Source organism: Tautonia rosea (assembly GCF_012958305.1).
GTDB classification, from domain to species: Bacteria; Planctomycetota; Planctomycetia; order Isosphaerales; family Isosphaeraceae; genus Tautonia; species Tautonia rosea.
The window spans coordinates 316793-343294 of the sequence record NZ_JABBYO010000007.1 but is presented as its reverse complement, the minus strand read 5'-3'; the positions used below and the strand labels follow the sequence as shown (position 1 = coordinate 343294).

At 61.7% G+C, this 26502-nt stretch carries 23 protein-coding genes and 1 tRNA gene; 16 read left to right on the top strand and 8 right to left on the bottom strand.

All coding sequences use genetic code 11. The features are described from left to right. The first annotated feature begins 1 nt into the window (after position 1). The 8 genes from HG800_RS14785 (at position 2) to HG800_RS14750 (ending at position 7311) form a co-directional block, all read left to right on the top strand. Positions 2–319, top strand: coding sequence for a hypothetical protein (locus HG800_RS14785; RefSeq protein ID WP_169977398.1), 318 nt, complete (start codon positions 2–4; stop codon positions 317–319). Continuing rightward, positions 316–705: an acetyl-CoA carboxylase biotin carboxyl carrier protein subunit gene (locus HG800_RS14780; protein ID WP_169977397.1), complete on the top strand. Its 390-nt coding sequence runs from the start codon at positions 316–318 to the stop codon at positions 703–705. Before HG800_RS14785 ends, HG800_RS14780 begins: the two co-directional genes overlap by 4 nt. A 49-nt stretch (positions 706–754) precedes the next feature. Then, the gene (gene mce, locus HG800_RS14775; protein WP_169977396.1) at positions 755–1171 is read left to right on the top strand and encodes a methylmalonyl-CoA epimerase; all 417 of its coding nucleotides are present in this window, start codon (positions 755–757) and stop codon (positions 1169–1171) included. 38 nt (positions 1172–1209) lie between these two features. Next, the gene (locus HG800_RS14770; RefSeq protein WP_169977395.1) at positions 1210–2604 is read left to right on the top strand and encodes a sigma-54 interaction domain-containing protein; all 1395 of its coding nucleotides are present in this window, start codon (positions 1210–1212) and stop codon (positions 2602–2604) included. 254 nt (positions 2605–2858) lie between these two features. Continuing rightward, positions 2859–4262, top strand: a complete 1404-nt coding sequence (locus tag HG800_RS14765; RefSeq protein ID WP_169977394.1) for an MBL fold metallo-hydrolase — start codon at positions 2859–2861, stop codon at positions 4260–4262. Between the two features lie 60 nt (positions 4263–4322). Beyond that, positions 4323–5060: a DUF1641 domain-containing protein gene (locus tag HG800_RS14760; protein WP_169977393.1), complete on the top strand. Its 738-nt coding sequence runs from the start codon at positions 4323–4325 to the stop codon at positions 5058–5060. 31 nt (positions 5061–5091) lie between these two features. Further along, a complete protein-coding gene (locus HG800_RS14755; protein WP_206352284.1) occupies positions 5092–6294 on the top strand; it encodes an NAD(P)/FAD-dependent oxidoreductase in 1203 nt (400 codons plus the stop codon). Between the two features lie 42 nt (positions 6295–6336). Next, entirely contained in the window at positions 6337–7311 is a 975-nt protein-coding gene (locus tag HG800_RS14750; protein ID WP_169977391.1) for a sulfite exporter TauE/SafE family protein, read from the top strand. A 117-nt stretch (positions 7312–7428) separates the two neighbouring features. Here HG800_RS14750 and HG800_RS14745 read toward each other — a convergent pair. From HG800_RS14745 to HG800_RS14710, 8 genes are all read right to left on the bottom strand, one after another. Continuing rightward, positions 7429–7501 (bottom strand) — tRNA-Ala (locus HG800_RS14745). A gap of 58 nt (positions 7502–7559) precedes the next feature. Beyond that, positions 7560–9389 carry a DUF1570 domain-containing protein gene (locus tag HG800_RS14740; RefSeq protein WP_169977390.1) on the bottom strand — a complete coding sequence of 610 codons (1830 nt, stop codon included), beginning with the start codon at positions 9387–9389 and terminating at the stop codon, positions 7560–7562. Positions 9390–10012: 623 nt separating this feature from the next. Continuing rightward, positions 10013–11542 carry a fucose isomerase gene (locus HG800_RS14735; RefSeq protein WP_169977389.1) on the bottom strand — a complete coding sequence of 510 codons (1530 nt, stop codon included), beginning with the start codon at positions 11540–11542 and terminating at the stop codon, positions 10013–10015. A 130-nt stretch (positions 11543–11672) separates the two neighbouring features. Continuing rightward, positions 11673–12005 carry a DUF190 domain-containing protein gene (locus HG800_RS27465; protein ID WP_169977388.1) on the bottom strand — a complete coding sequence of 111 codons (333 nt, stop codon included), beginning with the start codon at positions 12003–12005 and terminating at the stop codon, positions 11673–11675. After that, positions 12005–12364 carry a DUF190 domain-containing protein gene (locus tag HG800_RS27460; RefSeq protein ID WP_169977387.1) on the bottom strand — a complete coding sequence of 120 codons (360 nt, stop codon included), beginning with the start codon at positions 12362–12364 and terminating at the stop codon, positions 12005–12007. Before HG800_RS27460 ends, HG800_RS27465 begins: the two co-directional genes overlap by 1 nt. Then, complete coding sequence (crcB, locus tag HG800_RS14720; RefSeq protein WP_169977386.1) at positions 12364–12855, bottom strand: fluoride efflux transporter CrcB; 492 nt, start codon at positions 12853–12855, stop codon at positions 12364–12366. The genes HG800_RS27460 and crcB overlap by 1 nt, the downstream gene beginning before the upstream one ends. Positions 12856–13018: 163 nt before the next feature. Beyond that, a complete protein-coding gene (locus HG800_RS14715) occupies positions 13019–14197 on the bottom strand; it encodes a P1 family peptidase (protein WP_206352273.1) in 1179 nt (392 codons plus the stop codon). A 123-nt stretch (positions 14198–14320) separates the two neighbouring features. After that, positions 14321–16978 (bottom strand): ATP-binding protein, encoded by a 2658-nt coding sequence (locus HG800_RS14710; protein ID WP_169977385.1) that lies wholly within the window; start codon positions 16976–16978, stop codon positions 14321–14323. A gap of 278 nt (positions 16979–17256) precedes the next feature. Between HG800_RS14710 and HG800_RS14705 the strand changes: the two genes are divergently transcribed. From HG800_RS14705 to HG800_RS14670, 8 genes are all read left to right on the top strand, one after another. Beyond that, a complete protein-coding gene (locus tag HG800_RS14705; protein ID WP_169977384.1) occupies positions 17257–17700 on the top strand; it encodes a hypothetical protein in 444 nt (147 codons plus the stop codon). A gap of 15 nt (positions 17701–17715) precedes the next feature. After that, positions 17716–18237 (top strand): chemotaxis protein CheW, encoded by a 522-nt coding sequence (locus HG800_RS14700; protein WP_169977383.1) that lies wholly within the window; start codon positions 17716–17718, stop codon positions 18235–18237. Between the two features lie 42 nt (positions 18238–18279). Continuing rightward, on the top strand, positions 18280–19458 hold the full coding sequence (locus tag HG800_RS14695; protein ID WP_169977382.1) for a methyl-accepting chemotaxis protein: 1179 nt from the start codon (positions 18280–18282) through the stop codon (positions 19456–19458). After that, positions 19455–22388 carry a hybrid sensor histidine kinase/response regulator gene (locus HG800_RS14690; RefSeq protein ID WP_169977381.1) on the top strand — a complete coding sequence of 978 codons (2934 nt, stop codon included), beginning with the start codon at positions 19455–19457 and terminating at the stop codon, positions 22386–22388. The genes HG800_RS14695 and HG800_RS14690 overlap by 4 nt, the downstream gene beginning before the upstream one ends. A gap of 9 nt (positions 22389–22397) precedes the next feature. Then, on the top strand, positions 22398–23933 hold the full coding sequence (locus HG800_RS14685) for a response regulator (protein ID WP_169977380.1): 1536 nt from the start codon (positions 22398–22400) through the stop codon (positions 23931–23933). A 73-nt stretch (positions 23934–24006) separates the two neighbouring features. Continuing rightward, positions 24007–24900 (top strand): hypothetical protein, encoded by an 894-nt coding sequence (locus HG800_RS14680; protein ID WP_169977379.1) that lies wholly within the window; start codon positions 24007–24009, stop codon positions 24898–24900. A 131-nt stretch (positions 24901–25031) separates the two neighbouring features. After that, on the top strand, positions 25032–25439 hold the full coding sequence (locus HG800_RS14675; RefSeq protein ID WP_169977378.1) for a hypothetical protein: 408 nt from the start codon (positions 25032–25034) through the stop codon (positions 25437–25439). A 45-nt stretch (positions 25440–25484) separates the two neighbouring features. Then, entirely contained in the window at positions 25485–26480 is a 996-nt protein-coding gene (locus HG800_RS14670) for a formylglycine-generating enzyme family protein (RefSeq protein ID WP_169977377.1), read from the top strand. Positions 26481–26502: the final 22 nt, after the last annotated feature.

Genomic DNA, 26502 nt, shown 5'->3' with positions numbered 1-26502 from the left:
CATGAACCCCGAGCCGACTGACCTGATCAGGCTCGTCGAGGCGGTAGACGCCCTCCGCCGCGAGGTCGCGCAACTCACCGATCGCGTCTCGGCCATCGAAGCCAAGGGGGCCTCCACCGTAACAGGCACCTCGGCAGCTGCGCCGATCAACCAGGAACTCGTCTTTGTCATCGCCGCCGCAGTCGCGGCCTTTCTCGGCAAGCGGGCCCATGTGCGACAGATCCGGCTCCTCGGCTCAGACGCCTGGGCCCGTCAGGGGCGCGTCACGGTCCAGGCCTCGCACACCCTGGCGATCCCGCATGGTAGGAGCGAGCGTTGAAACTCAAAATCACCGTTGATGGGAACGTGTACGAGGTCGAAGTCGAGGTGGCCGAACCGGAGACTCCCCGGCACAGCTATGTGCCCCCCTTGGGGCATGCTCGGGTATCCGGGGCACCAACCCCCGCAACGCCCGCCCCGGCCTCGGCGGGCCAGGCTCTTGTGGCCGACGAAAGCAAGGTCTGCCGCAGCCCACTTGCGGGGGTCGTCTCTCGGGTTGCCGTGCAACCCGGACAGGCAATCCAGGTGAACGATATCCTCATCGTCCTTGAAGCGATGAAGATGGAGACGGTCATCACTGCTCCGATCGCCGGTACCATTGCCAAGATCAATGCCGGTGAGGGGGATGGTGTGCAGCAGGGTCAGGTCCTCATTGAGTTCGAATAACCCAGGCCTCGCCCTTAACTTACCGAACTCCCGAACAGGAACCCTTGTCATGGCCCCTGTCAAAGCCCTCAATCATCTCGGGATCGCCGTGAAGTCCATCGACGATCACCGAGCCTATTATGAAGAAACCCTCGGTGCCGAGTTCGAAGGAATCGAGGAAGTCGCCGACCAAAAAGTCCGCGTCGGCTTCTTTCGGATCGGTGACGTCCGCTTCGAACTGCTCGAACCGACCGACCCGACCAGTACCATCGCCGCCTTTCTCGAAAAACGAGGGGAGGGAATGCACCACGTCGCGTTCACGGTCGATCGGATCGAAGACCGGATCGCCGAGTGGAAAGCTGCCGGGCTCCGCATGATTGACGAGACTCCCCGTGCCGGGGCCCACCACATGAGGATTGCCTTCGCCCACCCCAAGAGCACCCACGGCGTGCTTACCGAACTCTGCGAGCCGCCGAGCAACCCCTGACCCTCAATCGATCGGCCGCCCTCTCTCCGAGCAAGGCCATGGACCTCGACTTCCGACGCGATCCGAGCCTCCTGAGCACCATCGTCGATGAGATGGCCGACGGCGTCTTCACCGTCGATGCCTCGGGCCGCATCGTGGCCTGGAGCCGGGGGGCTGAACGAATCACTGGGTATACCAGTGAAGACGTGGTTGGACAATCAAGCCGCTTGTTTGAAGGAGCTCACTGCAAGGGATTCGCCGCCCTGACCGAGTTGCTCCAGGGCTCGTGCGACTCGACCACCGGCACCTGCCATCAGGAATGTAAACTCTCGGCCAAGGATGGTCGAGAAGTCTCGATTCATGGGAGCGTTCGCCTGATTCACGATGCGGATGGTGAGGTGGCCGGGGCCGTCTGCAACTTCTCGGACCTCACTCCGTTTCTTCAGGCCAACGAACGCATTGCGTTGCTGGAGGAGCAGACCCGAAACCGAGACGCCTTTGGCAAGCTTGTCGGCTCCAGCGCTCCGATGCAAGAGGTCTTCCGACGCATCCGACTGGCCGCTCACAGCGACGTGACCGTCTTCGTTTCCGGTGAGTCTGGCACCGGCAAGGAACTGGCCGCCGGTGCCATTCATTCACTGAGCAACCGCAAGGACCGCCCCTTCCTGGCAATCAATTGCTCGGCGATCCCTGAAACGCTGCTCGAATCGGAACTCTTCGGCCATGTCAAAGGGGCCTTCACCAGCGCCGACCGCGATAAGATCGGCCTGTTTCAGGCTGCCGACGGCGGAACTTTGTTCCTCGATGAAATTGGCGATGTCTCCCCTCTGCTCCAGTTGAAGCTCCTTCGGGTTTTACAAGAACGGGAGATCCGTCGCGTCGGGGCCGACACCCCAACCCGAGTCAACGTCCGTCTGATCACGGCAACCAACAAGCACCTGAAAGAACTGGTCGCCTCTGGGGGATTCCGCGAAGATTTTTATTATCGGATTCATGTCTTTGAAATCCGATTACCTCCGCTCCGCGAGCGGCGCGAGGATCTCCCCCTCTTGGTCCGCCACTTCATCGATCAACTTTCGCGCGAATATCATCGCTCCGTCCGCGGCATCGCCCGCGATGCGCTTCAAGCCCTGATGAATTACCCGTGGCCAGGAAACGTCCGAGAACTTCGCAACGCCCTGGAGCATGCGTTTGTGACCGTCGTCGGCGACACCATCACCCTGCTCGACTTGCCGGTCGAGCTCCGCACTCAACGAACCTCGGATCGGGCGGCCCTTTCCGATTCGCACCCCCTGAGTGCCGCAGATCAAGCAGAACGACGCCGCATCCTCGAAGCCCTGGATCAGACCGGTGGCAACCGCACTGAAGCCGCCCGTCTCCTCGGCACCAGCCGGGTCACCCTCTGGAAAAAAATCCGCAAGTACGCGATTGAGACCCCATCAACGTCGGGTTAGCGCGCCAACTTAACACCTTAACACCATCCCCCTTAACGCCCGGAATGAGCTCTTTCCCCTTGAGGACATCCGGCAATTCGTTGATTTTTTATCTCACTACTTTGATTGGACTTACGTTGGAGTCGCAGACAGAAGGCGGCATATTGGCCCATACCTTGCTCTGCTCGATTTTCGTCGTGTGAGACTGCGGATCTTGTTGCCCGAACAATCGGGACGCCCCTCAGGGAGTGGGCGTCAACAGGGAGCGTCCGACCATGAAAATCGAGCAATATTACCTGGGCTGCCTGGCTCATGCCTCGTACATGATTGTGGACGAGCGAACGGGAATCGCCGCGGTGGTCGACCCTCAGCGCGACATCGATCAATACGTTCGCGATGCCGAAGCGAACGGATGGACCATTCGCTATGTGTTCCTGACCCACTTCCACGCCGACTTCCTCGCCGGGCACATTGAGCTCCGAAACCGTACGGGGGCTCACATCTACCTTGGCGCTCGCGCTGAGGCCGAATACGAATTCACCCCCGTCAAGCATGGTGACGTGGTTGAATTTGGTGACGTTCGCCTGGAGATTATGGAGACCCCTGGTCACACGCCTGAAGGGATCTCGATCCTCGTCTACGACCTGACCAAAAGCGACGCACAACCGCACGCTGTCCTGACCGGTGATACGCTCTTTATCGGCGACGTGGGACGCCCCGATCTGCTTGCCTCCATCGGCGTGACGGCAGATGAGTTGGCCGAGATGCTTTACGACTCGATCACGAACAAGCTTGTCAAGCTGCCCGACGAAACACTCGTCTATCCGGCCCATGGCGCGGGATCGCTCTGCGGCAAGCAGCTCAGTACCGAGCGGGTCTCGACCATCGGCGAGCAAAAAAAATACAATTATGCGTTGCAACCGATGAGCAAGGAGCAATTCATCAAGCTCGTTGAAGTCGATCAGCCTGATGCCCCCGACTACTTCGTCCACGACGCGATCCTGAACCGCAAGGAGCGGTCCAGTCTCGACGAAACAATGAAACAGGCACTCCGGCCACTCGACCTCGACGAATTCCTCCGCATCCGGAACGAAGGGGCCCAGGTGCTCGATGTCCGAGAAGCTGCCGACTTCGAAGGGGCTCACCTGGCCGGGGCCATCAATGTCGGATTGAAGGGGCAATATGCGACCTGGAGCGGCACCGTCCTGAGCCATGATCGACCGATCGTGGTCATTGCCGAAACCGGGGACGAGGAGGAGGCCATCATGCGGCTCGGCCGGATCGGCTTCGACAACGCCGCCGGCTACCTCAAGGGGGGTATGGGTGCCCTTGACGGCCGGGACGACCTGATCCGATCGACCCCTCGCATCACCGCTCCGGCTCTGGCCGAACAGCTCGGGACGCCTGCTGCCCCGGTCGTGCTCGATGTACGATCCGAGAAAGAACGAGACGCCGGACGGATCGAAGGATCGATGCACATTCCGCTCGGCCATCTGGTCGAACGGATCGACGAAGTCCCGACCGATCGTGACGTTGTGGTCCACTGTCAGGGGGGCTACCGCTCGTCGATCGCCGCCAGCCTGCTCCGTAAGCATGGCCGCGATCGAGTGACCGACCTCGTCGGCGGCTACAAGGCATGGGCCGCCTCGAACGCGCAGACTGAACCGGTCAATAACTAATTTCCTCCAGGCTTCACGGCACCGTTCATCCTCGACCCATTACACGAACGAGTCTGTACCATGAACCCACATGAACTATCTGGGGGACGAGGGCTGCATGAAGCCAACAGCGAGGCGGTGGTCGATGTGATGACCCGCCTACTGGAGCGGGTTGAGCATATCGACCGGGTCGTCTCCCGCCTGGAGCGGCTCGCCGATGAGGCTCCCCCGCTCGTGGCCACGGCGGTCGATGCCTTCGACGAATCGTGCCGAACGCTGATTGCAACTGGTGCTGGGCCGGATGAACGACTCGCTCGCCTGCTGCAAATGGCCAAGCGGCTGACCGATGACGACACCTCGCAGGCCCTTGACCGACTCCTTGACCGAGCCAGTCAGCTCGAAGGAGCAATGGCGGCACTCGACAAGCTTCCTGGGCTGCTCGCGGTGGTCGTTGATACGTTCGACGAGTACGCCGCGATGCTTGCCGCTCAGGGAATCGATGTTGAGAAAAGCGTGCGGCAGGGGATACATGCCCTGCTCTGGCTTGGTCAACGTGTGAGTGAAGCCGAGCTGGAACGATTGGGGATCTTGCTCCGGTCTGATGTACTCGAACCGCACGCCCTGGCGGTCGTTGGGAAGACAGGGCGTGCGCTCGCAACCTGCCATGAGTACACATGCTCGACCGAGACTCCTGATCAGATCGGTCCGATCGGTCTGCTTCGAACACTCAGTGATCCCGACGTACGGCGGTCGATGGGCTTCTTGGTGAAGGTTGCTCGCTGCTTCGGCCAGAACGTCGCCACCCCGTCCAACCACTAAATCCTGCCTCGCCCCGCAATACGTATCCATGATGGGAGATCGGATCGTGGAACGACATCATCAGATTCTCATCGTCGGTGGTGGGACAGCTGGCATCACCGTCGCCGCCCGGTTGCGTCAGCAAGTTCCGTCGCTGGATGTGGCGATCGTCGAGCCTTCGACGAAACACTACTATCAGCCCCTCTGGACCCTGGTCGGCGGCGGAATCTACAAACCCGAAGACTCGGAACGTGAGGAAGCCGACCTGATTCCACCAGGAACAACCTGGATCAAGGACGCCGTCTCCACGTTTGACCCTGACACCAGCCAGGTCACCACCAAGAATGGAGACGTCATCACGTACGACTGGCTGATCGTCGCCGCGGGAATCCAGATCAACTGGGACAAGGTGAAAGGACTTCGTGACGCTGTTGGACATGATGCCGTTTGCAGTAATTACGACATCAAGACCGTACCAAGCACCTGGCGAAGCATCCAGGAATTCCGGGGCGGCACCGCCATCTTCACACAGCCCACCGGGCCAGTGAAGTGTGGAGGAGGTCCGCAGAAAATTATGTATCTGGCAGAGGAAGCCTTCGAACGCTCAGGGGTTCGCAAGCAGTCTCGGCTGATCTTTGCGACCGGGACTCCGCGGATATTCGCCGTCGAACCGTACGCCTCGTCACTGGAAAAAGTCGTCGCCCGCAAGGGCATCGAGACACTGTTCAAGCACAACCTGATCGAGATCCGAGCCGATCGCAAAGAAGCCGTTTTCCGAAAGGTCGATTCGGAAGACGAGGTCGTCTTGCACTACGACATGATCCACGTCACCCCACCGATGGGTCCCCCCGACTTCATCGCCCAGAGCCCCCTGGCCGATGCCGAAGGTTGGGTGAATGTTGACAAGTTTTCACTTCGCCATCTTCGCTATTCCAACGTTTTTGGCATTGGTGATGCGTCGAGCTTACCGACCTCCAAGACAGGAGCTGCCATTCGCAAGCAGGCCCCTGTGCTTGTCGAAAACCTGTTCCGCTGCATGAACGACCAGGTTCCAAGCGCCTCCTACGACGGCTATACCTCCTGCCCGGTCGTAACAGGATACAACAGTTTGATCATGGCCGAGTTCGATTACGACAAGAATCCTGCCGAGACATTTCCGTTTGACCAGTCGCAAGAACGATTCAGCATGTTCTTCCTCAAGAAGGCAGGTCTACCCTCGCTTTACTGGCACGGGATGCTCAAGGGGAGGGTCTGAGTGTCGATACGGGATCGGGCAGCCCGGGGGGATTCAATCGGAATGCCCGATGTCTCACCGGTCGTGACGGTCTTGTTCCCGTGTTCGCAAGGAGATCGTCCTGTGATCGTCGTGCGTTCGATCGTCGCGGCTGCGGCGTTGGCATCCGTTGCACCGGGATTGGTCCCTGATGTGAGCGACCCGAGCCAGGTTGTGCTGAGCCTCATCTTCGGTGCGATTGTCGGCTTCTCTCTGGGGCTGACAGGTGGCGGAGGTTCGATCTTCGCCGTGCCGCTCCTGGTCTACGGCCTGGGAATTCGCCCGAATGAGGCGGTCGGCATTTCGCTCGCGGCAGTAGGAGCCACCGCCCTGTTCGGCTTCGTGCAACGACTTCGCTCGGGTGAGGTCGAGGTCCACACCGGCTTGATCTTCGCGGTGGCAGGGATGGCGGGCGCGCCAATCGGTTCCTGGATCAATGGGCAATTGCCGGGTCCGCTCTTACTGCTCTTGTTTTCTGGGTTGATGATTCTGGTCGCGACCCGCATGTGGTACAAGGCAAGTTCCAAACCAGCCGATTCGCTCGCGGTCCGGGCCCCCATCGAACCGATCCCGACTGACGAACCCGGTCCCACTTGTCGCCGCGATCCTTCGGGTCGTCTCACGATGAGCACCCAATGTGCCTTGCTCCTTGCCGCGGTCGGCCTGATGACGGGGGTCCTGTCCGGCCTGTTTGGGGTTGGCGGCGGGTTCGTTATCGTCCCGGCACTGGTTCTGTTTAGCGGCATGGGGGTGCACCGTGCCGTAGCCACCTCGCTTCTGGTCATTGCCCTGATCGGGGCATCAGGAGTTTTCTCCCTGCTAATGGCCGGTCGGCCGTTACCCCTTGGCATCACCGCTCAATTTATCGTGGGAGGATTGATCGGCATGGTGCTCGGCACCCGACTTGGCCGTCACCTTTCCGGCCCTCTGCTTCAGAAAGTGTTTGCTGGGGCAATCCTTGCCGTCGCAGCTTACATCGTCCTGCAAAGCCTGATCTGAACCGACGGGATGCTTGGCGATCGATCAAATCAGCTTCCACCCGCCTTCAGGGCCGTTCCTTGGCTCTCAAAACAGAAGGCGTATCGGATTCAATCCAAGAATCCAAATGACTGACAGTGGAGACGACCGGGGTCGAACCGGCAACCTCCTGCGTGCAAGGCAGGCGCTCTCCCAGTTGAGCTACGTCCCCAAAAGGCTTGATTAATTGTGACGAAAGGGCGGCCGATTGACAAGGGGGATTGAGCGCGTCAAGGGAAGGCATGCAGGAGCCAGGACTCGCAGGAGAGGCGAGCGAGGTTGCGTGAGGCGAAGGGGGCGGCCCACCAGAGCAGAGGGGCGCCGTCGGGAAGTGTCTGGGCCTGAAGCCATTGAGTGATGATGGTCGGGGAGGGACTGACAAGGGTCCCGCGACGAGTGAGGCCAGAAGGCATCATCTGTTCGAATCGGACCGCGTAATAGGGAACGCGATCGTACCGAAGCGACGCAAGGTGGCGATCAATACGGCGAGCGAGGGTCGAGGGAGGCACGCCGAAGGCGGTCATGAACTCCTTGAACTCTTGTTCGGGGCTATGGGGTTGTAGAGGCAAGCGCTGTCCGAGGGTAAGCAGGTACGATCGGAGGGCGTCGGGGTGGTAGCGGGCGAGGTAGTGGGTCAGGCCCCAGGCCAGCGCATAGTCGGTCGGTGAGAGCTCCTCGCGAAGCATCAGGTGCGTGATCCAGGGCTCGTCAGGGCCGAGACGAGTCCAGGCGGGGGAAACCTTGCCGGGTCCGGGACCTCGAAGGTGGGAAAGCAGGGTGGAGGGATCCTGCAGGTCGATGAGGGTTGCCATGTGCAACGGGTTGACCCTACCGAAGTTGCCCCGACCATACGCTCCCCAGCCAGCTTGGGAATCCGCGGAGGGATCAGGAAGGGCTGTCGGCGAGTAATACTCGGCCAGGCCCTCGATGAACCATGATGGCCAATCCGCCAGGCGCGGCTGAACGCCGATGTTCTGCAGGATCTGGTGAATCCCTTCGTGAGCAATCGTCTGGGGGCGGCTCAGGGCAGCCAGCTCCGGAGCGCGAAGGTCTTGCGCGGACGATTCGTAGAGGATAATCCGGTTCGAGGCCACCTCATAATACGCTCGCACATCGGGATCGACGGGGCGGTAGCGGCGGAAGGCGGCCTCGTCTTTGTAGATGACGGCCACGAGCGGAAACTCGGGCTCGGTGACGGGAATCCCACCGTCTTCGAAACAGGCCGAGAGGTCGTGGTAGAGCGCCTGCAGGAGGTCGGCGGCCTGCTCGGCAAACGCCTGAGTTCCTTCGGTCAGGACGACAAACGGCGAGCGTTCGATGACCCGGAAATGCCGATTGCGGTCATTGCGAAAGGCATTGATGACCTGTCGCGCGGTCCAGGGCTGAAAGGGGCGATCGGTAAGCACTTCGCCTTCGGGCCAGCCAAGCGAGCCGTCAGGAAGTTGCACGACGGGGCCACCGGGACCTCGGGCATAAAGGCGACTGACCAGGACTCTCCCGGATGCATCGCCGACCAGCATCCGGACAGGCTCGGCCGGAGGAGAAGGGCTCCTGGGTAAGGGTGCCGGGGTGGAAGGGGACGAAGTCAAGGCCGGGGAATAGCCAGAAAGATCGCTCGGCAGCCTCAGAATCGGCAAGTCCTCGATCTGTGCCGGTTCCAGAGGGGCCTCGGGCAGAGGCGATCGGATCGGAAACCGCGGCCCATCGTCTGGCGCCTGAACCGAGGGCGGACGCATCGGTGCCTTGTGGGTCGAGGATGCCTCGACCTGCTCATCTGGCAACACCGAAGACTCGTCGACTGAAGCGGTTTCAGGAGCGTCAGACCAGACCCCAGGATCGATCGATGGTGTTCGCCCTAAACCCAGATGAGGTTTGCGAGCCTGCGTTCCCGCGATTCCGACCTGCGATCTCGTACGCTCCTCTGAGGACGGGACACTCTCCTGCATCATTGCCACAACAACGCGGCTGGTATCAACCGTCCCAAGCCAGCTGTAATACGCCGTCACGGCCATGACCGCGACCAGCGAGAGAAGCAGGCCCGCTTCTCGAAGACCTCGCAACCGCGCGGATCGCCGGAGCGAGACGGGGTCGAACGAATCCGGTTGATGGGAACGTATCGGCTGATTTCGGATTGGGGCAGCCGGGTCCCGAAGGCTATCAGGTGTCCTACCGGTAAGGCGTGGGGCTTCGAATCGTGCCGTTGACGAAACGAACCCATGCTCGCCTCGGAGACGCTCGGCACATGCTACGGTCGCTGTCGATGCAATAACGGAACCACACTGGGGACAGACGGACGGGGTCAACGCTCCCGGCCGGCTCGTGGATAGCCGGCTCGCGCAGAGATCGCAGCGGGTGGCGGTGGCGTCGCTCATCGACGCGGGACCCTCCTGATGACCTGACGAAGTATGGTCCGATCTGCTCTCCGAGATTCTCCAGCTTACCGCTCGTAGCGCGGAGATGGAAACCCGAGGTGGTGATTCCCCGTTGTTCTCATTCGACGCGAAACGTCATTGGGATCGATCTTGAAGGAGAAATCAAGGCGGGCTCGGGGTGTCTGGAAGGTCCGAATCGCCCGCAGGTCTTGCTCGGATCCCACAGGAGCATGGTTGCCTCTCAACCACCAGGGGTCACGAATCCTCGGGCGGTTGAGAGGCGGACCGGTGTTCCGGAAAGCCGCAGGATCTCAGGTCGGCAACCCGCTCGACAGAACGCGAACCCGGAAACCGAGCGCGTGGCCCAGCGCAATCAGCTCACCGAAAATGTCGCCATAGGCGACGGCGACATGGTTGCTCATGTAGTGCGCCATGATGGTTTCCATCGAGCACCCCAGGTCGGCGGCCATGAAGGGCCACTGACGGGTTGTTCCCTGCCACCACGACTCTCGGACGTCGTTGGGTAAGGTCACCGATTCTCCCCGACCGACGTCGAGGACCGGCTGGCCAAAGCGGTCGAGCCAGGCCCGCGACCAGGTGATCTTCCCCGGCTGGCTCACCCCTGCGAACGTCCCCCCGGGAACCGGGAAATAACCGCTCGGCTGGCGGTAGCTATGCACACCGGCGAGGGAATTCACGTTGTGATTGAACGCAAAGGCCGAGCAACTACCGGAATTGAGTAGGACCCAGAGGAACCGCCCCTCATGCTTGGCCCCCCATCGCACGTCGTGGAACATGACCGCGCCGGGCAGTCCCTTGGCTTCCAACAGACGCTTCATCAACTCCATGGGGACGAGGCTCCCTTGATCGGCCTCGGTGGCCGTGATCAAGGGATGACCGTTCCCCTCGGGACGGGCGTGAGAGTTGAGCAATCCTTCGGCAAAGTCGCTGGGAGGAAGCAGATTCAGGAGCCCAAGCTGATACTGCCAGCCGATGCAGTCGGCCCGGAACTCGGCAGCGAGATCAAGCACCGCGAGGTAACCGCGAAGCTGCTCGCGGGTCGAGTCCTCAGTGAAGTCGAGCGCGTCGGGTTCCCCCCAGTGGAACGTGACACCGCGATCGCGGACGAATCGGAAGGCGTCGTCCACACGGTGGTCATCAATCAGGCTCACGCGGTCGATGAGCCATGCCTGGTCCACCTTGTGCTCGCTAAACCCCAGCGGCGCGAGAACACGCGGACCAAAATAGCCGTTGATCATCCCCATCGATGTGTCGCCGAGCATGAGGGCGAGGATCCGTCGGCGTCGGATCTGTTCAAGGACGGTCCGGGAGGTCGAGCTTGCCTGCTCGGAGACAGAGCATTGGTCGTGGATCTCAGAGGTGTCGTGGTCAATCCGGCCGGTCTCGCACCACTGCGCCAGGCGATCCATAAAGACAGAATCGGCGGTCCAGTCGTCGGCGTCGGACCAGATCCGTGAGGCATGTCGGCCGACACTTTCCAGCGAGGCCGCCGTGTTGAGCAACGCCACCAGGCCCGGCCAGGTGCCCGAGAAGTTCGAGGCCAGCAGGAGCGGGTTCCCTTTACCCACCACCCCATCGACCGTATGAGGCGCATAGGCCCAGTGAACGAACAGGCCGATCATCGGATCGTCGATCGGCCCAAGCCGTTCGATCGCCTCGTGAGGGCGTGTGATCGGTCCCTCAACACAATAAGGCTCGCGACCGAGCTTGCGCAGGGCGGCTTCGAGCCGATTGCGGGCTTCCTCGAATTGCGGTGTTGCCCATTCGTTCGGCTTGGCCCGATAATCCCCTGGCCAAAACACAGCGACCTTGCGCGACATTGAACCGTCACTCCCCGAAGCATGCCGATCGTGCGGCAAACCGATGTAGCAAGAGACGAGGCGGAGCCATCTCTGACCGATCTTGCCACAGCAAGGCGATCGCCGCCATCCCTGGCTCAGTCCGGTTCGTTCAGAGGGGGTGATCTCGAACAACACGCAGGTCTTCGACGATCACCAGTCCTCCGGAAACCATTTCATCGAGAATCGGCAACAGGGTGGCGATCCGATCGGGATGGTCGATGATTTCGACCCGCTCGGGAAGATCTTGGGAGAAACCGAGCACGTGGGCGCGGTGGATTCGGGAATTCCGGCCATAGCCCATGACCCCCCGCGTGACCGTCGCCCCGGCCATTCCCAGGGCCCGGCAGCGTTCGACGATGGCGACCGCCAGGTTGGCGCCGTGCCAGGTGTCTGAGCTTCCAACGTAAACGCTCACGCGTTGCGCATCGCCTTCGAGGGGCATCAGAGGGCTCCTGATTGCTGCGACGCAGAAACGTCTCGAATGACCCGAACCGAATTCAGGGTCTTCAACATGGCAACGCAAGGGCGGGTAATCTTTGCCAGTTCCACGAGAAAGAACTCGATGCGATCCGACACATCCACCACCTCGACCACGACCGGAGCACCCAGGAAGGTGTACTCGCTCAACGAGTCGCGCACGATGCGATCCGAGCCGAAGCCCACCTCGGCGGGAAAGACCGAGGCCCCGGCCAGCCCCATCGATCGGGCCTTCTCAACAATCGCCTCGTAGAGTGGTCGACCGAGGGCGCGATCGTCGTTGTGAATGTAGAGCCGTAGCAAAGTGGCATCGACCGGGAGCATCACGACGTCTTCCTCGCATCGTCTTCGATCTCAACAGGGGCTTGGTCCGTTCCTACAGCGTTGTTCGGTGGAAGTGGATCGCTTCGCGCGGCCCGTTCCGGAGCCGAGACGGTCAACCCGCGAGCCAGGGCCACTCCCAGAATCACGGCAAGAAAACCGGCAAGCACCGTGGAGCCAACGTACAGGACCCCTTGCAGTCGTTCTCCTCGTTCCCAGAGCATCAGCGACTCCAAAGCGAAGGAGGAATAGGTCGTGTAGCCTCCGATAAATCCTGTTATGAGCATAATCCTATGATTTGGATGAGGCAGCCAACGAGCGAGAATAACCGTGAGAAAGCCGATAGCAAACGACCCGGTCAGGTTGATAAGCAACGTAGCCCAGGGGAACTGATGCCCAGACCATCTCGAGATCCAGAGACCGAACCAGAACCGCATGTTGACCCCGCAGGCACCTCCCAGAGACAAGAGCCCAACCTGAATCAGCTTCTCCACAGGTTGACTCCGCCTGCGACTCGACCGTTATCGGATGGCATGAACGCCCAAGGCTGACGCACCCTCCACGGATTCGTCAAGAGGAGGATCACCCTGGGAGAACCCTCCTCGTCCCAGTCGATGGGTCGTCCTCGTCACAATGACCCCGGACGACCGCCTCGAATCAGGGCTGTTCGTCAAGCACGTGGTGTTCGCGCAAAAGAGCCCGAAGCGGTTCAATCGGAATCGCCTCGACCGTTCGACCATTCCGGCCGGTCGTGGTGGTCGCCTGGAGCAAGGCGTTGTAAACGGCCTCCTCAGTCGCTTCAAGCACGGCTTGAAAAAGCGGAGAGAGTCCCTCGGAGGGGAGCACCTCACGAACCTGCACCTCCCGATCGCCGGGTCTCACACGGAGTGCAGGAGCGGTTGAGAAGGCAATGGCATAGTCGCCGCTGCCGTGACTAAACGACGACCCGGTTCGGGCCAGACCGAACACGGCCCGAGCAGCCAGCCGTTTCAGATCGCGGGCGTCGAGCGGCGCATCGGTCGCCACAATGATCATGCAAGAGCCATCTGCCGAGGAGCCGGATCGCCCCCCCTGCTCTGCTTCGGGTTCCTGGAACGGGTGACGACCAAGCCGCTGGCCCACCGGCACCCCGCCGATCGACAGGACGCCGCCGTAATTCGCCTGAACGAGTACACCAAGCCGCCAGCCCCCGAACGGATCGGGCAACACGCGAGACGAGGTGCCGATCCCCCCTTTCCAGCCGAAGCACTCGCAACCGGTTCCGGCCCCGACGCTCCCCTCTTGCACAGGTCCATCGGTTGCCTCCCGAAGGGCGCGCTGCACATGGTCGATGGTGATGTGGCTGGTTCGGATGTCGTTCAATCCGCCGTCGTTGGTTTCGCCGACCAGCGCATTCACTGATCGGACCGAGACGTTGTCCGGGTGTCGGATCGTGTCACGCACCACCGCCTCGACGGCTGTACCCACTGAGAGCGTATTGGTCAGAACGATCGGGGTTTCGATCGTGCCCAGCTCTTCGACCTGAGTCGATCCTGCCAGCTTACCGAATGCGTTACCGACAAAGACGGCACCGGGTACTTTCTCTGCGAACAGATTCCCTCCATGCGGCAAGACAGCAGTCACTCCTGTGCGAACGTCGTCTCCCTCAACGAGTGTCACCTGACCCACAAGAACGCCTGAGACGTCGGTGATGGCATTGTGAGGACCGGTCGGGAAGACACCAGGACGAAGGCCCATGTCTCGGGCCCTCGGCCGCGCCTCATCGGGAAAATCCATCGGTATCAAGGGCAAAACCATCGCAAGCAAACCCAGCACGGACCCCGAAATTGCGTTCATTTCAATATCTTCCGCGTTCAAACAGACGAGAGGAGCCGAGCTCTTTCCCTGTCCAGGCTGCTGAAGTCAAGCCGTCGCGAGCTCGTCAGATGGCAAGACAAGTCTCAGCAATCCCTTCATCCCTCACGGAGCCGAGGACGGCGAACCCATTGGAGAAGGGTCTGGCCCGGGCCCGGATGCGGCATCACGTGCCAGGAGCGAGCGACGGATCGCATGCTCGACTCTGGACACCGTGATCGGTTTAATCAAATGTTCGGCGAATCCCGCCGAAACGCTTCTCCGAATATCCTCTTCACTGCCGTAACCGCTCATGGCAATGCCGGGAATGCGCGTTGATCGAACAAGCTCGCGCATCAGTTCAAGGCCGGAACCATCGGGCAGTTCGATGTCGCTGAGTAAGAGGTCTGGCTGATGTTTCTGAATCGCAAGCCGAGCCCCGGTACAGTCCGAAGCGGTCAGCACGCGGTGGCCCTTGGCTCGGAGCGCTCGGGCCAGTGAGCTGAGCGTGTCTCGATTGTCTTCCACGAGAAGGATATGGAGCGGGGCGGACGGATTGGAGGTTGGGACGGGGGTCAACAACGGTTCGAGGATTGCTGGAGTGCCGAGCGTGGGCAACACGACCGTGAATGTCGATCCATGACCAGGACCGTTGCTGGAAACCATCAAGGTGCCACCATGCACCTCGGCCAGCGATCGACTGATCGCGAGGCCCAACCCGAGCCCCGGTGAGCGCCGCTGTGGAGGATTCTTACCTTGCTGAAAGGGTTCGAAAATCCGCTCGAGCCGATCGGGTTCGATCCCGATCCCGCTGTCCCGAATCTCGATCACCAGCGAAGAGGTGCCGTCCTTCCCATTCGGAACCGGAGCATTGGAAGATCGGATCGTGATTGTTCCATTCGACGGGGTGAACCGGACGGCGTTTTGCAAGAGGTTCCAGATAACTTGCTGGACCCGGTCGGAATCACCTTCAATCTGATGAGACTCGGCCTCCAGGTCGACGCTCAGGGTCAACTGAGCGGCCGCGATGGCCTCTTTACAGATCTCGATCGACTGACGAACGACCTCGTGCGCATCGATCGGTCGCCGCTCGATGCGAAGTTCTCCTCGGGAAATCCGGGTCAGGTCCAGCAGGTCGTCAATCAATCGGGCTTCCAGCTCGATATTCCGACGGACCATCAGGAGCAACGATCGAAGCCTCGGATCCAGTTCGCTCTCGAGCAGCGAGGAGACCGTCACCAGCACCGGGGTCAGTGGTGTTCTTAGCTCGTGGCTCAGGACCGCAAGAAAACGATCCTTGGCCTGGTTCGCCGATTCGGCCTCTTCGCGGGCCACGCGTGCGACCTCAAAAATCCGGGCATGGTCGATCGCCAGTGCGGCCCGGACAGCGACTTCTTCGGCCAACGCCCGATCGGCCGAATCGTATCGTCGAGGGGCTCCGAGGCCGATCAACGAAAGAACTCCCAGCATCCGACCGTGAACGGCCAGTGGAATCCCCAGGTGCGAACGGACTTTCAAACGATCGGCAATCGCTCGCTGCTGAGGGTTGGGAAAGAGCGCATGGAGCGTTGACTCGTCGATCTCCTTGGCTCCGGGCCGGGCCTCGTTCACCAACGGGACCCACCAGGAGCGGTCGCCTTCGCGCCTGGCTCCCCCCTGAAGCAGCTGATCCGCGAGCGACTGACGGCTCGGCTCGGCGTGCCTCGATGCGATGCGGTGAACCGTACCGTCCTCCGCCATTAAATCGATCAGGCAGAGATCAGCAAGATACGGAACCATGAGCCGGGCGAGCCCGTTGAGCATCGTTTCGTGTTTCAGCGACGACGAAAGTACCGCTCCCACCTCGGCGAGAAACTCCAGACGCCGCTGTCGGCGGCCCGCTTCTCTCAGAAGGCGAGCATTGTCAATCGCCACACCCACCGGACCGGCCACAGCGGCCAGCAAATCCAGGTCTTCTCGCTGGAACCGTTCGCCCGCGCCACTCGTGTCGAGTTGCAAGAGCCCCACAGGCCTGTTGCGATGATCGCGCAAGGCTACGCAGATCATTGTGCGGACTTGTGCGTCGTCAATGCTGGCACTTCCTGAGAACCGAGCGTCCTCAAGCACATCGGTGCAGAGTACCGCTTTGCCGTGTCCAACGACATGGTCGAAGACGGTTCGGCTGAAGGAAAATTCCGGAGGAGCATCGCCCCGAACGAGCATCGCCCGGGGTCTCGGCTCCGGCTCGTCGTCAACGCGCATCAACACAAACCCGCGTTGTGCCTGGGGAAAGATGCGGAACAGGGTTTCCAGGGTGCGGTCGAGCACGTCCTGAAGATCGAGCGTCCCGGTCAGGGCTCGGCCAATGTCAAGGATTGCCGAGAGCTTTTCCTCGGCCCGGACGTCAATCAGATCGCGCTCGGCCGTGCCCGAAGCATCGCGTTCGCCGAGGATCGTGGCCTCGCTCGCATCCCAGTCAGCCGGGTGGTCGGCAGGGGCGGCCGAAAACCCGATCAGGCAATCTCCCACCCGAATGCGATCCCCATCGCGAAGGCGAGCCGGCCGCTCGATCCGGTTGCCGTTCAGCCAGGTCCCCCCCGTGCTGGCAAGATCCTCGATGCGGTACTCACGTCCTTGCCGGACGATTCGGGCATGTCGCCGCGAAACCATCCGGCTCCGAAGCACAATGTCCGAGGAAGGGTCGCGGCCAAGGAAGACTTCATCAGCATCGAGCGCATAGACGAGATCGGCGTCGGCGTTCCCGAGCTTGAGCAACGCCAGGGTTCCCACCTGCTCCGACGTCATGAGAAGGTTCGAGCTCCTTGAGGGATTGCCACAGCCACCCTCCCGGTCTTTAGGGACCGTCTCGCGCAACGCGATCTTCTTATTATTGCCGATTCTCCCTCTGATCCTCAAGCCGAATCAGACACATCAGGACAAATGTCAATGGATTTCAGGACGGGCCTCAACCTGCCGATCCTCCTGACTCTCGCGCCAACGATGCAATCGCGACCTAGGCTTGGGTGTTGCTCCGCCCGCCAACGAGGGCAAACGGAACATCCACGAAGGACGGGAGACGACTCGTGCCGGACGAGACCGCTGAGGATCGCCCCTTGAAGCTGGCGATCTCCGCCATGCGCACCGCCCTGGACACCGCGATCGGCGAAGAACTTGGCCGCCTCCTGGGCGGCCATTCCCAGCCTCTGCCCGAGGGAGATTCCCCGGATCGCGTCGTGGGGCCTCGGGAGCCCTCGTCCTGGAGAGCCTCGCCCGTTCGAGACGGTGTTGATCCTTCACCCCCGTTTCCGCCAAGGACGCAGAGCCCAGCTTCCAGTGCAACAGATCGCCCTGAAACCTCGAACACCGTCACACCCGACTCACCAAATGCAGACGATTCCGAGACGGTCGAACGACGGCTCGATGCGCTGGCGCATCGTCTCGAAGGACGGTTGCGACGAACCCGCGATCGAGACCCGCATCGCCCTCGATCCGATGACGGCAGTTCCCCCGACCCGAACCGCTCCTGAACGGGAGACCTGGACATGAATCCCGGACCCGATCCCTCCTCCTCTCGGGCCCTTTGTCTGTTCTCCATCGCCTCCAGGCCACTGGGCGTGGACCTGGAGACGGTGGTCGAGGTGGTCGCGTCCGGTCGATTGGTCCAGCTACCCCTTTGTCCTCGACAGGTCCTCGGGCTCTGGACCTACCGGGGGAAGATCGTGCCCATCCTTGGCCTCGGTGCTCAGCAGAGGAACCAGACTGGCGGAGAAAACGAGACAAGACGAGCTTTTTTAATCCTCAGAACTCATCAGGGCCTCTGGGGATTGACGATCGATCGCGAAGGCGTGCAGGTCGAGGTCACAGAGCCCCTTCAATCAGCCGATCGCGCAGAACTCCCGGGAGGGTTTATGACCGCCGGTGAGATCGAGTCGGGGGGAGTGACCTATGCGATTCTGGATCTCGAGCGATCCTGGCGCGGAGTGAAGTCCGAGATCGAACGCTGGTACGGCCTGGTCCTTGACCAGCATCACCTGAACTCCCCGCAGGCGTCTCCTGCGGGGTAAGTCGATTATCAAGAGCGGTCTCAGACCGGGCGAGTTCGCATCATGGTCACGGCACGGTTGGGAAGAATCCTCGGCATCGGTGGGCTGGTCGGTCTGACTTCGGTCAGCCTGGGACTGGGAATCAGTGCAGTGGTCGCGGGAAACGCCGGTCTGGTGATCGGCGTCCTTCTCGGTGCGCTGGTCGGAATGGCCGGGGCCGCAATCCTCGACGGAATCGCCCATCCCGTCGGAAAACCCGACGGCGACCTCCGCCTCACTTCCCGATTCGGCCTGGAGGCAAAGCCCGACCGGTTCGAGGATCTTCGTGCTTCGGTCTCGGAAATCCTGTCGGCACTTTCCGGACTCAACGAAGCGGCCGGTCGGATGGCCGAAGGGGCCATCGAGCAGACCAATGCCGTCCCCCGTACCACGCAGAGCGTCGAGGCCCTGTCTGACCGCATCGACCGGATCTCGCAGAACGCCGAGGAAGCGGCCGACGCGACCGACCGGACACGCCAGCAAGCCAGTCTGGGCCTGGAGCAGATCCAGGGGGTCATCGCAGGCATGGACCGTCTTCGGTCTCAGGTCGAGTCGAACGCGAGGAAGGCTAGGCGGTTGGGAGAGCGATCGGTCGAGATCGGCACCATCGTCGAGTTGATTGGCGAGGTCTCGAACCGCACGGACATGCTCGCCCTCAATGCAACGATCGAGTCTGTTCGGGCCGGCGAGCACGGCCGGGGCTTTGCCGTGGTCGCCGAGGAAATTCGCAAGCTGGCCGAACGGACGGCAGGCGCGACCCGCGAGATCGGCACGCTCGTCGAGGCGATTCAGGCCGATACGCATGAAAGTATTCGTTGCCTGGCCGAGGAACAGGCCGAAATGGAACAGGAAGCCCGGAGCGTCAAAGAAGCCGGTTCGGCTCTGGAGCGGATCAGTCGGATGGCCGAAGACTCGGCCCGACTGGTTGACGGCATCTCCCACTCGGCCAACGATCAGGTGCTTGCTGCTCGTGATCTGGTTTCGGGAATGCTGCGAGTGTCGGATGTCTCGAAGCTCATTCTGGGCGAGACCAAGCAGCTGCGCCAGGAAGCCCAGAGCCTATCACTCCGATTGCAGACCTTGCAGAGCCTGGTAGAACCCTGGCATCCAGGCGAAGGGGCGGCCAATGGACAGGCCCGCCGGCTCTCGAATCGACGGCCGGGATCGTCGCTGCGACCGCTTTCGATCGAGGCGACCTCATGATGCCCGGACCGAACCGGCCGGAACACGCCGACGTGGCCGATCGGCTCAATCACTTCCGTGCCCAGCTCGCAGCGGCGGAGGCACCTCACGAAGGCTGGCCCGCCGCCGTTCGAAGCGCGCTCGAACCGCTTCTTGCGAACGAAGCCCTCTCCGAAGAACCCGATCTCGCCGAAGCCCTTGGCAGGCTCGTTCTAATTGCAGAGGTCGGCGATTGTCTCGACCCCGAGGACTCCGAAGGGATCAAGACCTTGCGAACGTTCTTCCTGGAGGCCGTTGATCGACTGACCGAGAGCTTGACCCTCGGAAATCCGAGCGAGGCCATGGCCTGGATCGTTCAGGAATCGGACACTCACTGGGGAGCATATCTTGCCATCATCGATCCCTCGGTGGTGGCCAGTGGGTCCGCGTTCGACCCCGAACCGGAATCACTCCCGGAACCTGAGTCTCTGACATTCGCTGATCACGGAGGCATTGATGCCGCAGCGTTGATCCGATCGCTCACGGGAATGATCGACGAGACGTCTCCGGAACCGGAACCCATTCCCGAACCGGAACCGAACCAAACCACCGAGATGGCCTCCCCCACCATCCCCACCGAACCCCCAACGATCCAGGCTCCTGAGCCTCGCATCCACGATCAGCCCAGACCGGCCGCCCCAGACTCATCTCCTCACCCAGAGGCTGAGGTCGCAGGGCTGGAGCTTGATCCCGAACTCCAGGCCATCCTCATCGCGGACCTGGCGGACCTGCTCGCCAGGATTCAAGACCTTGTTCTTCGACTCGGACCCGGTGACAACGCACAAACACTCCACGAACTCGGCCGGTGTTACCACACCCTGAAAGGGGCCTCGGGAAGTGTCGGACTCACCTCACTCGCCCAGCGCATTCATGAGCTGGAGGATGCGATCGAGGCAGGCAGCGGCTCGGCCGAGGGGCCGCTGATCGGCCGTATGGAGGAATCTCTCTCCTGGATCGAGGGAACCCTCGACGCATTGCGAGGCTCCAGCAGCACCTCGCAACCGGAGCCGATCGGAGCGATCGACCAGGAAACCTCTGACACACCAGGCAATCAGAACACCTCCTCAGAGCCGATCACCTCGAACGAGGCGTTGACCGACGGAGATGGCCTGATCCGCATGCCCGTGGCGCGATTCGAGGAGCTGATGGATCTCTGCTCCGAGCTGCTCACCCGACGTCGCGTCTGGTCAGAACAGGCCGACCGGATGAAGCAGCTCGCCCTCTCGGGTCGGCAATGCAGTCAGCGACTCCGGGGAAGCGTCGATCGACTGGAGGAAGCGTTGCCGATCGACACGATCCGATGCACCTCGAGTCGCGACCCCCTTGACGATGAACTGGCCGCCCAGGTTCGGAGGATGATCGAGCAAGCCGAGGATCTGGCCGTCCTGGCTGCCACGGCCCGCGAGGCCGCAGTTCCCATGGCCAGTGAAGCCGAAGACCTTTCTCGCCTCAGTTTACGTCTTTGGGACGGATTGCAATCGATCCGGATCGTGCCCGTTCGAGGCGTGTTTCAACGACTGATTCGCGTCGCCCGAGACGCTGCTCGCATCGAGGGGCGAACGATTGACGTGACCTTGATTGGTGAAGACACCGGCGCCGATCGCGTCTTGCTCGATAAAGCCTACGAACCACTTTTGCACATCGTCCGCAATGCCGTCGGCCACGGAATCGAGGCTCCCGACGATCGTCGAAAGGCGGGTAAACCGCCGGAAGGCCGAATCACGCTCGAAGCCCGTCGCGAGGGAAACACCGTGGTCCTCGAAGTCAAGGACGACGGTCGAGGCCTTGATTACGAAGCCATTGCCGAGAAAGGACGACGGCTCGGGTTGATCGGCCCGCACGAGCAACCGAGCATCGAGCGCCTCAGCGCCTTAATCTTTCATTCCGGTTTCTCGACCCGAGGCCAGGCCAATGCCGTCTCCGGACGAGGAGTCGGTATGGACGTGGTCGCCGGGGAAGTCGAAGCCCTTCGCGGAAGGGTTGAATTAACCTCGCACCCTGGCCGAGGAACCCGGCTGGCCATCCGATTGCCAGCTCGTATCGCGCTCGAACATATGATGGTCGTCCGCGTCCGAGGTCAGGCGTTCGCGGTGCCAACCTCCGCGATCAACGCCGTCCATCGGGCTTCGGCGGTCGAGCCGGGGAGTCTTGGGAACGGTCCGAGCGCCCGGATCGACGACCGATGGCTCCCCCTGATCGACCTGGCGCCGGTCATGGGGTTCTCAGGACCATCCCGAGAATCATGTCCTATCGTTCTTGTGGTGACCTCTGAGATGGGAGCCGTGGCGCTCCAGGTCGATGGGATTGACAGTCCTCAAGAGTTGGTCCTCAAGCCGCTTGGCTCGTTGCTGGTCGGCAACCCGGCGATCTCTGGAGCCGGACTCTCGACGGGGGGGGAGGTCATCCCCGCGCTTGATGTCGCGGGCCTGCTGCGTCTGGCTCGCGAAGGCGACGCGCCGATTGTCTTCGATCCGGAACCGGTTGGCCAACAGCCGGTCGCCCTGGTCGTAGATGACTCGCTCAGTGTTCGTCGGATTGCCTCTCGCCACCTTCGAGCCCTCGGCTTCGACCTGGAGGAGGCGTCCGACGGAGAGGAGGCGCTCGGAAAGCTGCGAACCCGCCGTTTCGACCTGGTCATGACCGATCTGGAAATGCCTCGGATGGACGGCTTTGCCTTGCTGGCCGAACTGCGACGGACCGGGGTGCTGGAGACGAGCCGGGTCATTGTGACCAGCACACTCTCCGATCCGGCCACCCGTCGCAGGGTCTTCGAGCTCGGAGCCGCCGCCTTTGTTCCCAAGCCGGTTGATCCTGAGGAGTTGGCTACTGCCGTTGGTCCTGTGATCGATCATCGAACGCTCGGCACTGTCTCGCCCGGCGTCGTCACTGAATCGCCCAACCTGACTGCCTGAGGGGCCATCATGGAGAGCCCGCAAATTCTGGTCATCGACGACAGCCCGACCATTCTCAAAATGGTCGAATGCCACCTCTCGCAGGCCGGCTATCGTGTCGCAACCGCGCCGAACGCCGAGGCCGGCATCGAAGCGGCCGCTGCGATTCGTCCTGACTTGATCGTCCTGGACCATCAGCTTCCCGGAACCACCGGCGACGAAGTCTGTCGAGCCTTGCTGCGAAACGAGGTCACGGCTCAGATTCCGGTCGTCATCAGCTCTGCCATGCGCAATCGCGCCTTTGCGTCTTACACTGATCTGCCCAACGTGGTCGATCAGATCCCCAAGCCGTTTACCCCTGATCTGCTCAAGACCGGCGTGGCCAACGCACTTCAGGTCGGCGCCATGGTTGTCCGGGCGCAACAGACCGGCTGCGCGATGCCGGAAACGGTCGGGGACGTGCATGATGCCTCGCTCGAAGGCAAGACGGCCGCCTTCCCCTTGCGATCCGTCATCGACTTCCTGAACAACTCCCTCTGCTCGGGCAGACTCACCCTTGAACTGGACAAGGACCGGATCCGATTTAACCTGAGCAGCGGCCGCATCCAGGCCGTATGCTCCCCGACAATCAGCCCCGACCGACTCTTCGACGCATTGCCGGCCGAGATGGCCGAACTGGCTCCCTTGCTGACCGCCACCCTGGGAGAACGGGTCGATCCGTCGATGTCGGGCCTGGTTCGAATGCTCGAAAAGAGCCTGACCGACCCACGAAAACTGCGCGCCTTGCTCCGCTCTCAGGCGTCGATTCTGACGTACTGGGCACTCTCGGCCGATCCTGGACGGTTCCTCTTCGAACCGGACGCAACCATGCCTCCGATGTTCCAGGCGTTTCCGTTACAGCTCAGCCTGCCTGCCCTGGCCGTCGAGGGCGTTCGTCGCTGCGATCCCACGACCGACCTCGACGCCTTCGCCTCAATTCTCTTCGCCCGACAGACCCCCAGGGGAGGCAACCTCGATCGATCCGGGCTTTCCCCCCTCGAACTCAAGCTCGCGTCGATGTTCGATGGGGCCCAAACCACTTCGGCCCTGGCCGAACAGTCCGGCATGCCGCTTGAGGCAGTGGCCGATATCGCCCGAGGGCTCGAGCTTGTCGGTCTCCTGGAGCGTCGAGCGGCCATCCCCGGAGCCTCCGTGCTGCTCATTGATGACGAGCCCGAATCGGCCCGGATGATCCAGGCTGCGCTTGGTCCTGAGGGCTGCGGCTGTCAACTCAAGATGGTTCGAGATCGCGTCGGAGCACAGCTCTTGATGCGTCGTCAACGGTTTGACCTGGTGTTCATCGCCCTTGATCGCCCCAACCAGGAACCGATCCTCAACGCCTGTCGCGAGCAAGCCTCCGAGACAACCCGGTTCATCGGTCTGGTCGGCCTTTCTGATGAGGAGGAGCTGAATCGACTCGATGCGATGGGCCTTGACGGCATCCTTCACCGGCCGCTCGCCGAGTCGGATTTGAAGGCCACTCTCGACCACCTGCTCTCCCCATCGGGAGGTGCCGTGCTCGCCTGACCCCCCAGGCCCGAACCAAAATCCGAGCTTGATCACCGAATCATCGACGTTTCCCGCTTCGAGAGGCCTCCTCATGGACCCGACCAGCACCTTCGATCCTCAGGACCAGACCCCTGGAGATGCCTATCTCGATACAATCGCACTGCTCCAGGAAGAGATCGAGCGGCTCGAAGCAGAACTTCACGCAGCGATTGATGCCTCTGCGAATCCGGAACCCAAGCTTTCCAATCCACCGATCGATGCGGAAACGAGTCTTCGGCTGGAAGAGATGACCCAATTGCTCGAGGAGCGCGATGAAACCATCGCCCTGCTCTGGGAACATCTTACGGCCGTCGAGGAATCCCAGGCGGCTCGATCGGCCGAGTGGGACCAACTGCATCACTGGGTCGAGGAGCTAGAACATCGCCTCGTCGAATCGGACCATCTCCTCTCGGAGCCTGGTTCGAATGGCCAGACGGCCGGATTCTTCCAGGAGGAACTTGAGGCCCAGCGTCAGGCTTGGGACCGAGAGCGGCACCAGCTCGAGGCGGAACTTGCTAGAGTCCGCCTTCGCCTTGAGACCGAGCAAAACGCGCCGGGGGACACCGCCCTCAATGATCTGCAGCAGGAAAACCATCAGTTGCGCGACGAATGCCGACGCCTCTCCGTCTTCGAAGACGAAGCCGAGCGACTCAACGATCGGGTGACACTGCTCCAGGCTCAACTCGATTCAACCCGAGAGGAATTGCAAATATCTCGGCACGAGATGCAAACCGAGCGACTTCGCCACCAGGCGGAACTGGCCGAGCTTCGATCGAGTCGGGGCGGCCCTCGCATCTCGGCCTCCGACCTGAGTCCGAGCGAACGGGTCCGAGCCCTCCGCGAACATCTGAGCGAGGTTCATGCCAAGGAAGAGGAAGAACGGAAGGAACGTCAACTCTCCAACCGGATCGCTCGGTTGCTCGGGCGAGTCGGGTCTCATCATTGAAACCGGCCCGATTCCGCATCCCCCTCGGAGGCTCCCCGATGCAATCCTCGACCAGCGAAGTCCAATCTCACCGGTTCATTGAACGAAATGGCCCGAGGATCTCGATCGATCCTGCATCGATCACCGCGGCAATGGATCGCATTCGCAGCCATGTTCATCACTGGCTTGATCGCCTCGAAGAACTGGCCGATGCCACGTCGGAACTCGACCACGCAACCGAGCAGGAACGGGCCGCCTTGCAAGCAGAGATCGAACGTCATCAACGGGAGTGGGAGGCCCAGGTCGAGGCCCTTGACCACGATCGACGGTTACTCGCTGAAGCCTGGGAACGACTCGAACACGAACAGATCGCCGCGCTCTCCGTGGCTCGATCACCTGTCGAACAGTCGCGTCCGACCCGTGCTCCCACTCCGGCCCCGGTCGCCAGCCCTTCGGTTGAACGTGACGACATGGTGGACCGGGCCATCTTACGACAGTTTGAAGCCCTGCGCCGCGACGTCCGTCGGACGGCGGAATCCCGAGGGCACGCGTCCCCTTGACGAATCACGATTACCAAGCGGCCCCCGGGGTTCAAAGGAATTTCGATGTCAGTTCAGGTCCGACACTCACTTGAGTCACCCCGCCGAGGCTGGGCGTTCCGATGGCTCGGTGGTCGTTCAAGTCCCGCTCCGGCCGCGGGCCCTTCTCCCGAGGCTGAATCGGTCGGCCACTTCATTGACGAGTTGATCAGCGATGGGCGAGACGCCTTCGCCTTGCTCAAATCAGCCGCGGATCATGTCACTGAGGAAGATGCCCGACGTGCCTGGGAATCCCTCGAACAACGGATGGCCCTCATTCCCTTTGGAAGGCTCGTTCTGGGCCGTAGCGACGGAGGCGAAGAACTGGTCGAGGTCCCCGCCTTCTATCTTGACCGACATGTGGTTTCGAACCAGATGTTTCAACGGTTTGTGGCCTCCGGCTGTTACGACTGCCTGGAACTCTGGCCGCGGGAAGTCTGGCCCAGCCTCCTGCAATTCACGGATCGCACCGGCCAGCCAGGACCCGCCGACTGGTCAAATCGCACCTATCCGAGCGACCGGGCCAATCATCCGGTTGTCGGCATCTGTTGGTATGAAGCGTCAGCCTATGCCCGATGGGTCGGCAAGCGCCTGCCCACCGCCGCCGAATGGCAAAAGGCTGGCGGTTGGCCCGAACACCTTGGCGGAGGCCGATGCACCCGGTATCCGTGGGGCGACCTGTTTGACCCAGCCCGAGCCAATCTCCGCTCCAGCGGGATCGGCGACACCGTACCCGTCGATGCCTACCGCAACGGGGCGACTCCAAACGGAATTTTCCAGATGAGCGGCAATGTCTGGGAATGGATCGAGGACCTGCTCGACGCCGTCCCCTGCGACTCAGGAGAAGAATTTCATCCCTGGAAGCCAATGCGTCGGATTGTCGGTGGCAGCTTCGACACCTACCTGCCGGGCGAGGCAACCTGCCACTTCGTAACCGGTCAGGGCACGCTCGATCGTCGTGCAAACATTGGCTTCCGATGCGCGCTTTCGGCCGATCGACTCCGAGAGCAACCCGGCAACTGAGTCCAACGACGACCTCGCCATC

What these genes read in the sequence shown, in the direction of transcription:
- HG800_RS14750 (WP_169977391.1), top strand. Translation starts at nt 6,337, where the DNA reads ATGCCCGATGTCTCACCGGTCGTGACGGTCTTGTTCCCGTGTTCGCAA.
- HG800_RS14670 (WP_169977377.1), top strand. Translation starts at nt 25,485, where the DNA reads ATGTCAGTTCAGGTCCGACACTCACTTGAGTCACCCCGCCGAGGCTGG.
- HG800_RS14685 (WP_169977380.1), top strand. Translation starts at nt 22,398, where the DNA reads ATGGAGAGCCCGCAAATTCTGGTCATCGACGACAGCCCGACCATTCTC.
- HG800_RS14675 (WP_169977378.1), top strand. Translation starts at nt 25,032, where the DNA reads ATGGATCGCATTCGCAGCCATGTTCATCACTGGCTTGATCGCCTCGAA.
- HG800_RS14770 (WP_169977395.1), top strand. Translation starts at nt 1,210, where the DNA reads ATGGACCTCGACTTCCGACGCGATCCGAGCCTCCTGAGCACCATCGTC.
- HG800_RS14690 (WP_169977381.1), top strand. Translation starts at nt 19,455, where the DNA reads ATGATGCCCGGACCGAACCGGCCGGAACACGCCGACGTGGCCGATCGG.
- HG800_RS14680 (WP_169977379.1), top strand. Translation starts at nt 24,007, where the DNA reads ATGGACCCGACCAGCACCTTCGATCCTCAGGACCAGACCCCTGGAGAT.
- HG800_RS14765 (WP_169977394.1), top strand. Translation starts at nt 2,859, where the DNA reads ATGAAAATCGAGCAATATTACCTGGGCTGCCTGGCTCATGCCTCGTAC.
- mce (WP_169977396.1), top strand. Translation starts at nt 755, where the DNA reads ATGGCCCCTGTCAAAGCCCTCAATCATCTCGGGATCGCCGTGAAGTCC.
- HG800_RS14785 (WP_169977398.1), top strand. Translation starts at nt 2, where the DNA reads ATGAACCCCGAGCCGACTGACCTGATCAGGCTCGTCGAGGCGGTAGAC.
- HG800_RS14735 (WP_169977389.1), bottom strand. Translation starts at nt 11,542, where the DNA reads ATGTCGCGCAAGGTCGCTGTGTTTTGGCCAGGGGATTATCGGGCCAAG.
- HG800_RS27465 (WP_169977388.1), bottom strand. Translation starts at nt 12,005, where the DNA reads ATGCCCCTCGAAGGCGATGCGCAACGCGTGAGCGTTTACGTTGGAAGC.
- HG800_RS14695 (WP_169977382.1), top strand. Translation starts at nt 18,280, where the DNA reads ATGGTCACGGCACGGTTGGGAAGAATCCTCGGCATCGGTGGGCTGGTC.
- HG800_RS14755 (WP_206352284.1), top strand. Translation starts at nt 5,092, where the DNA reads ATGGGAGATCGGATCGTGGAACGACATCATCAGATTCTCATCGTCGGT.
- HG800_RS14760 (WP_169977393.1), top strand. Translation starts at nt 4,323, where the DNA reads ATGAACCCACATGAACTATCTGGGGGACGAGGGCTGCATGAAGCCAAC.
- HG800_RS27460 (WP_169977387.1), bottom strand. Translation starts at nt 12,364, where the DNA reads ATGCTCCCGGTCGATGCCACTTTGCTACGGCTCTACATTCACAACGAC.
- HG800_RS14700 (WP_169977383.1), top strand. Translation starts at nt 17,716, where the DNA reads ATGAATCCCGGACCCGATCCCTCCTCCTCTCGGGCCCTTTGTCTGTTC.
- HG800_RS14715 (WP_206352273.1), bottom strand. Translation starts at nt 14,197, where the DNA reads ATGAACGCAATTTCGGGGTCCGTGCTGGGTTTGCTTGCGATGGTTTTG.
- HG800_RS14710 (WP_169977385.1), bottom strand. Translation starts at nt 16,978, where the DNA reads ATGACGTCGGAGCAGGTGGGAACCCTGGCGTTGCTCAAGCTCGGGAAC.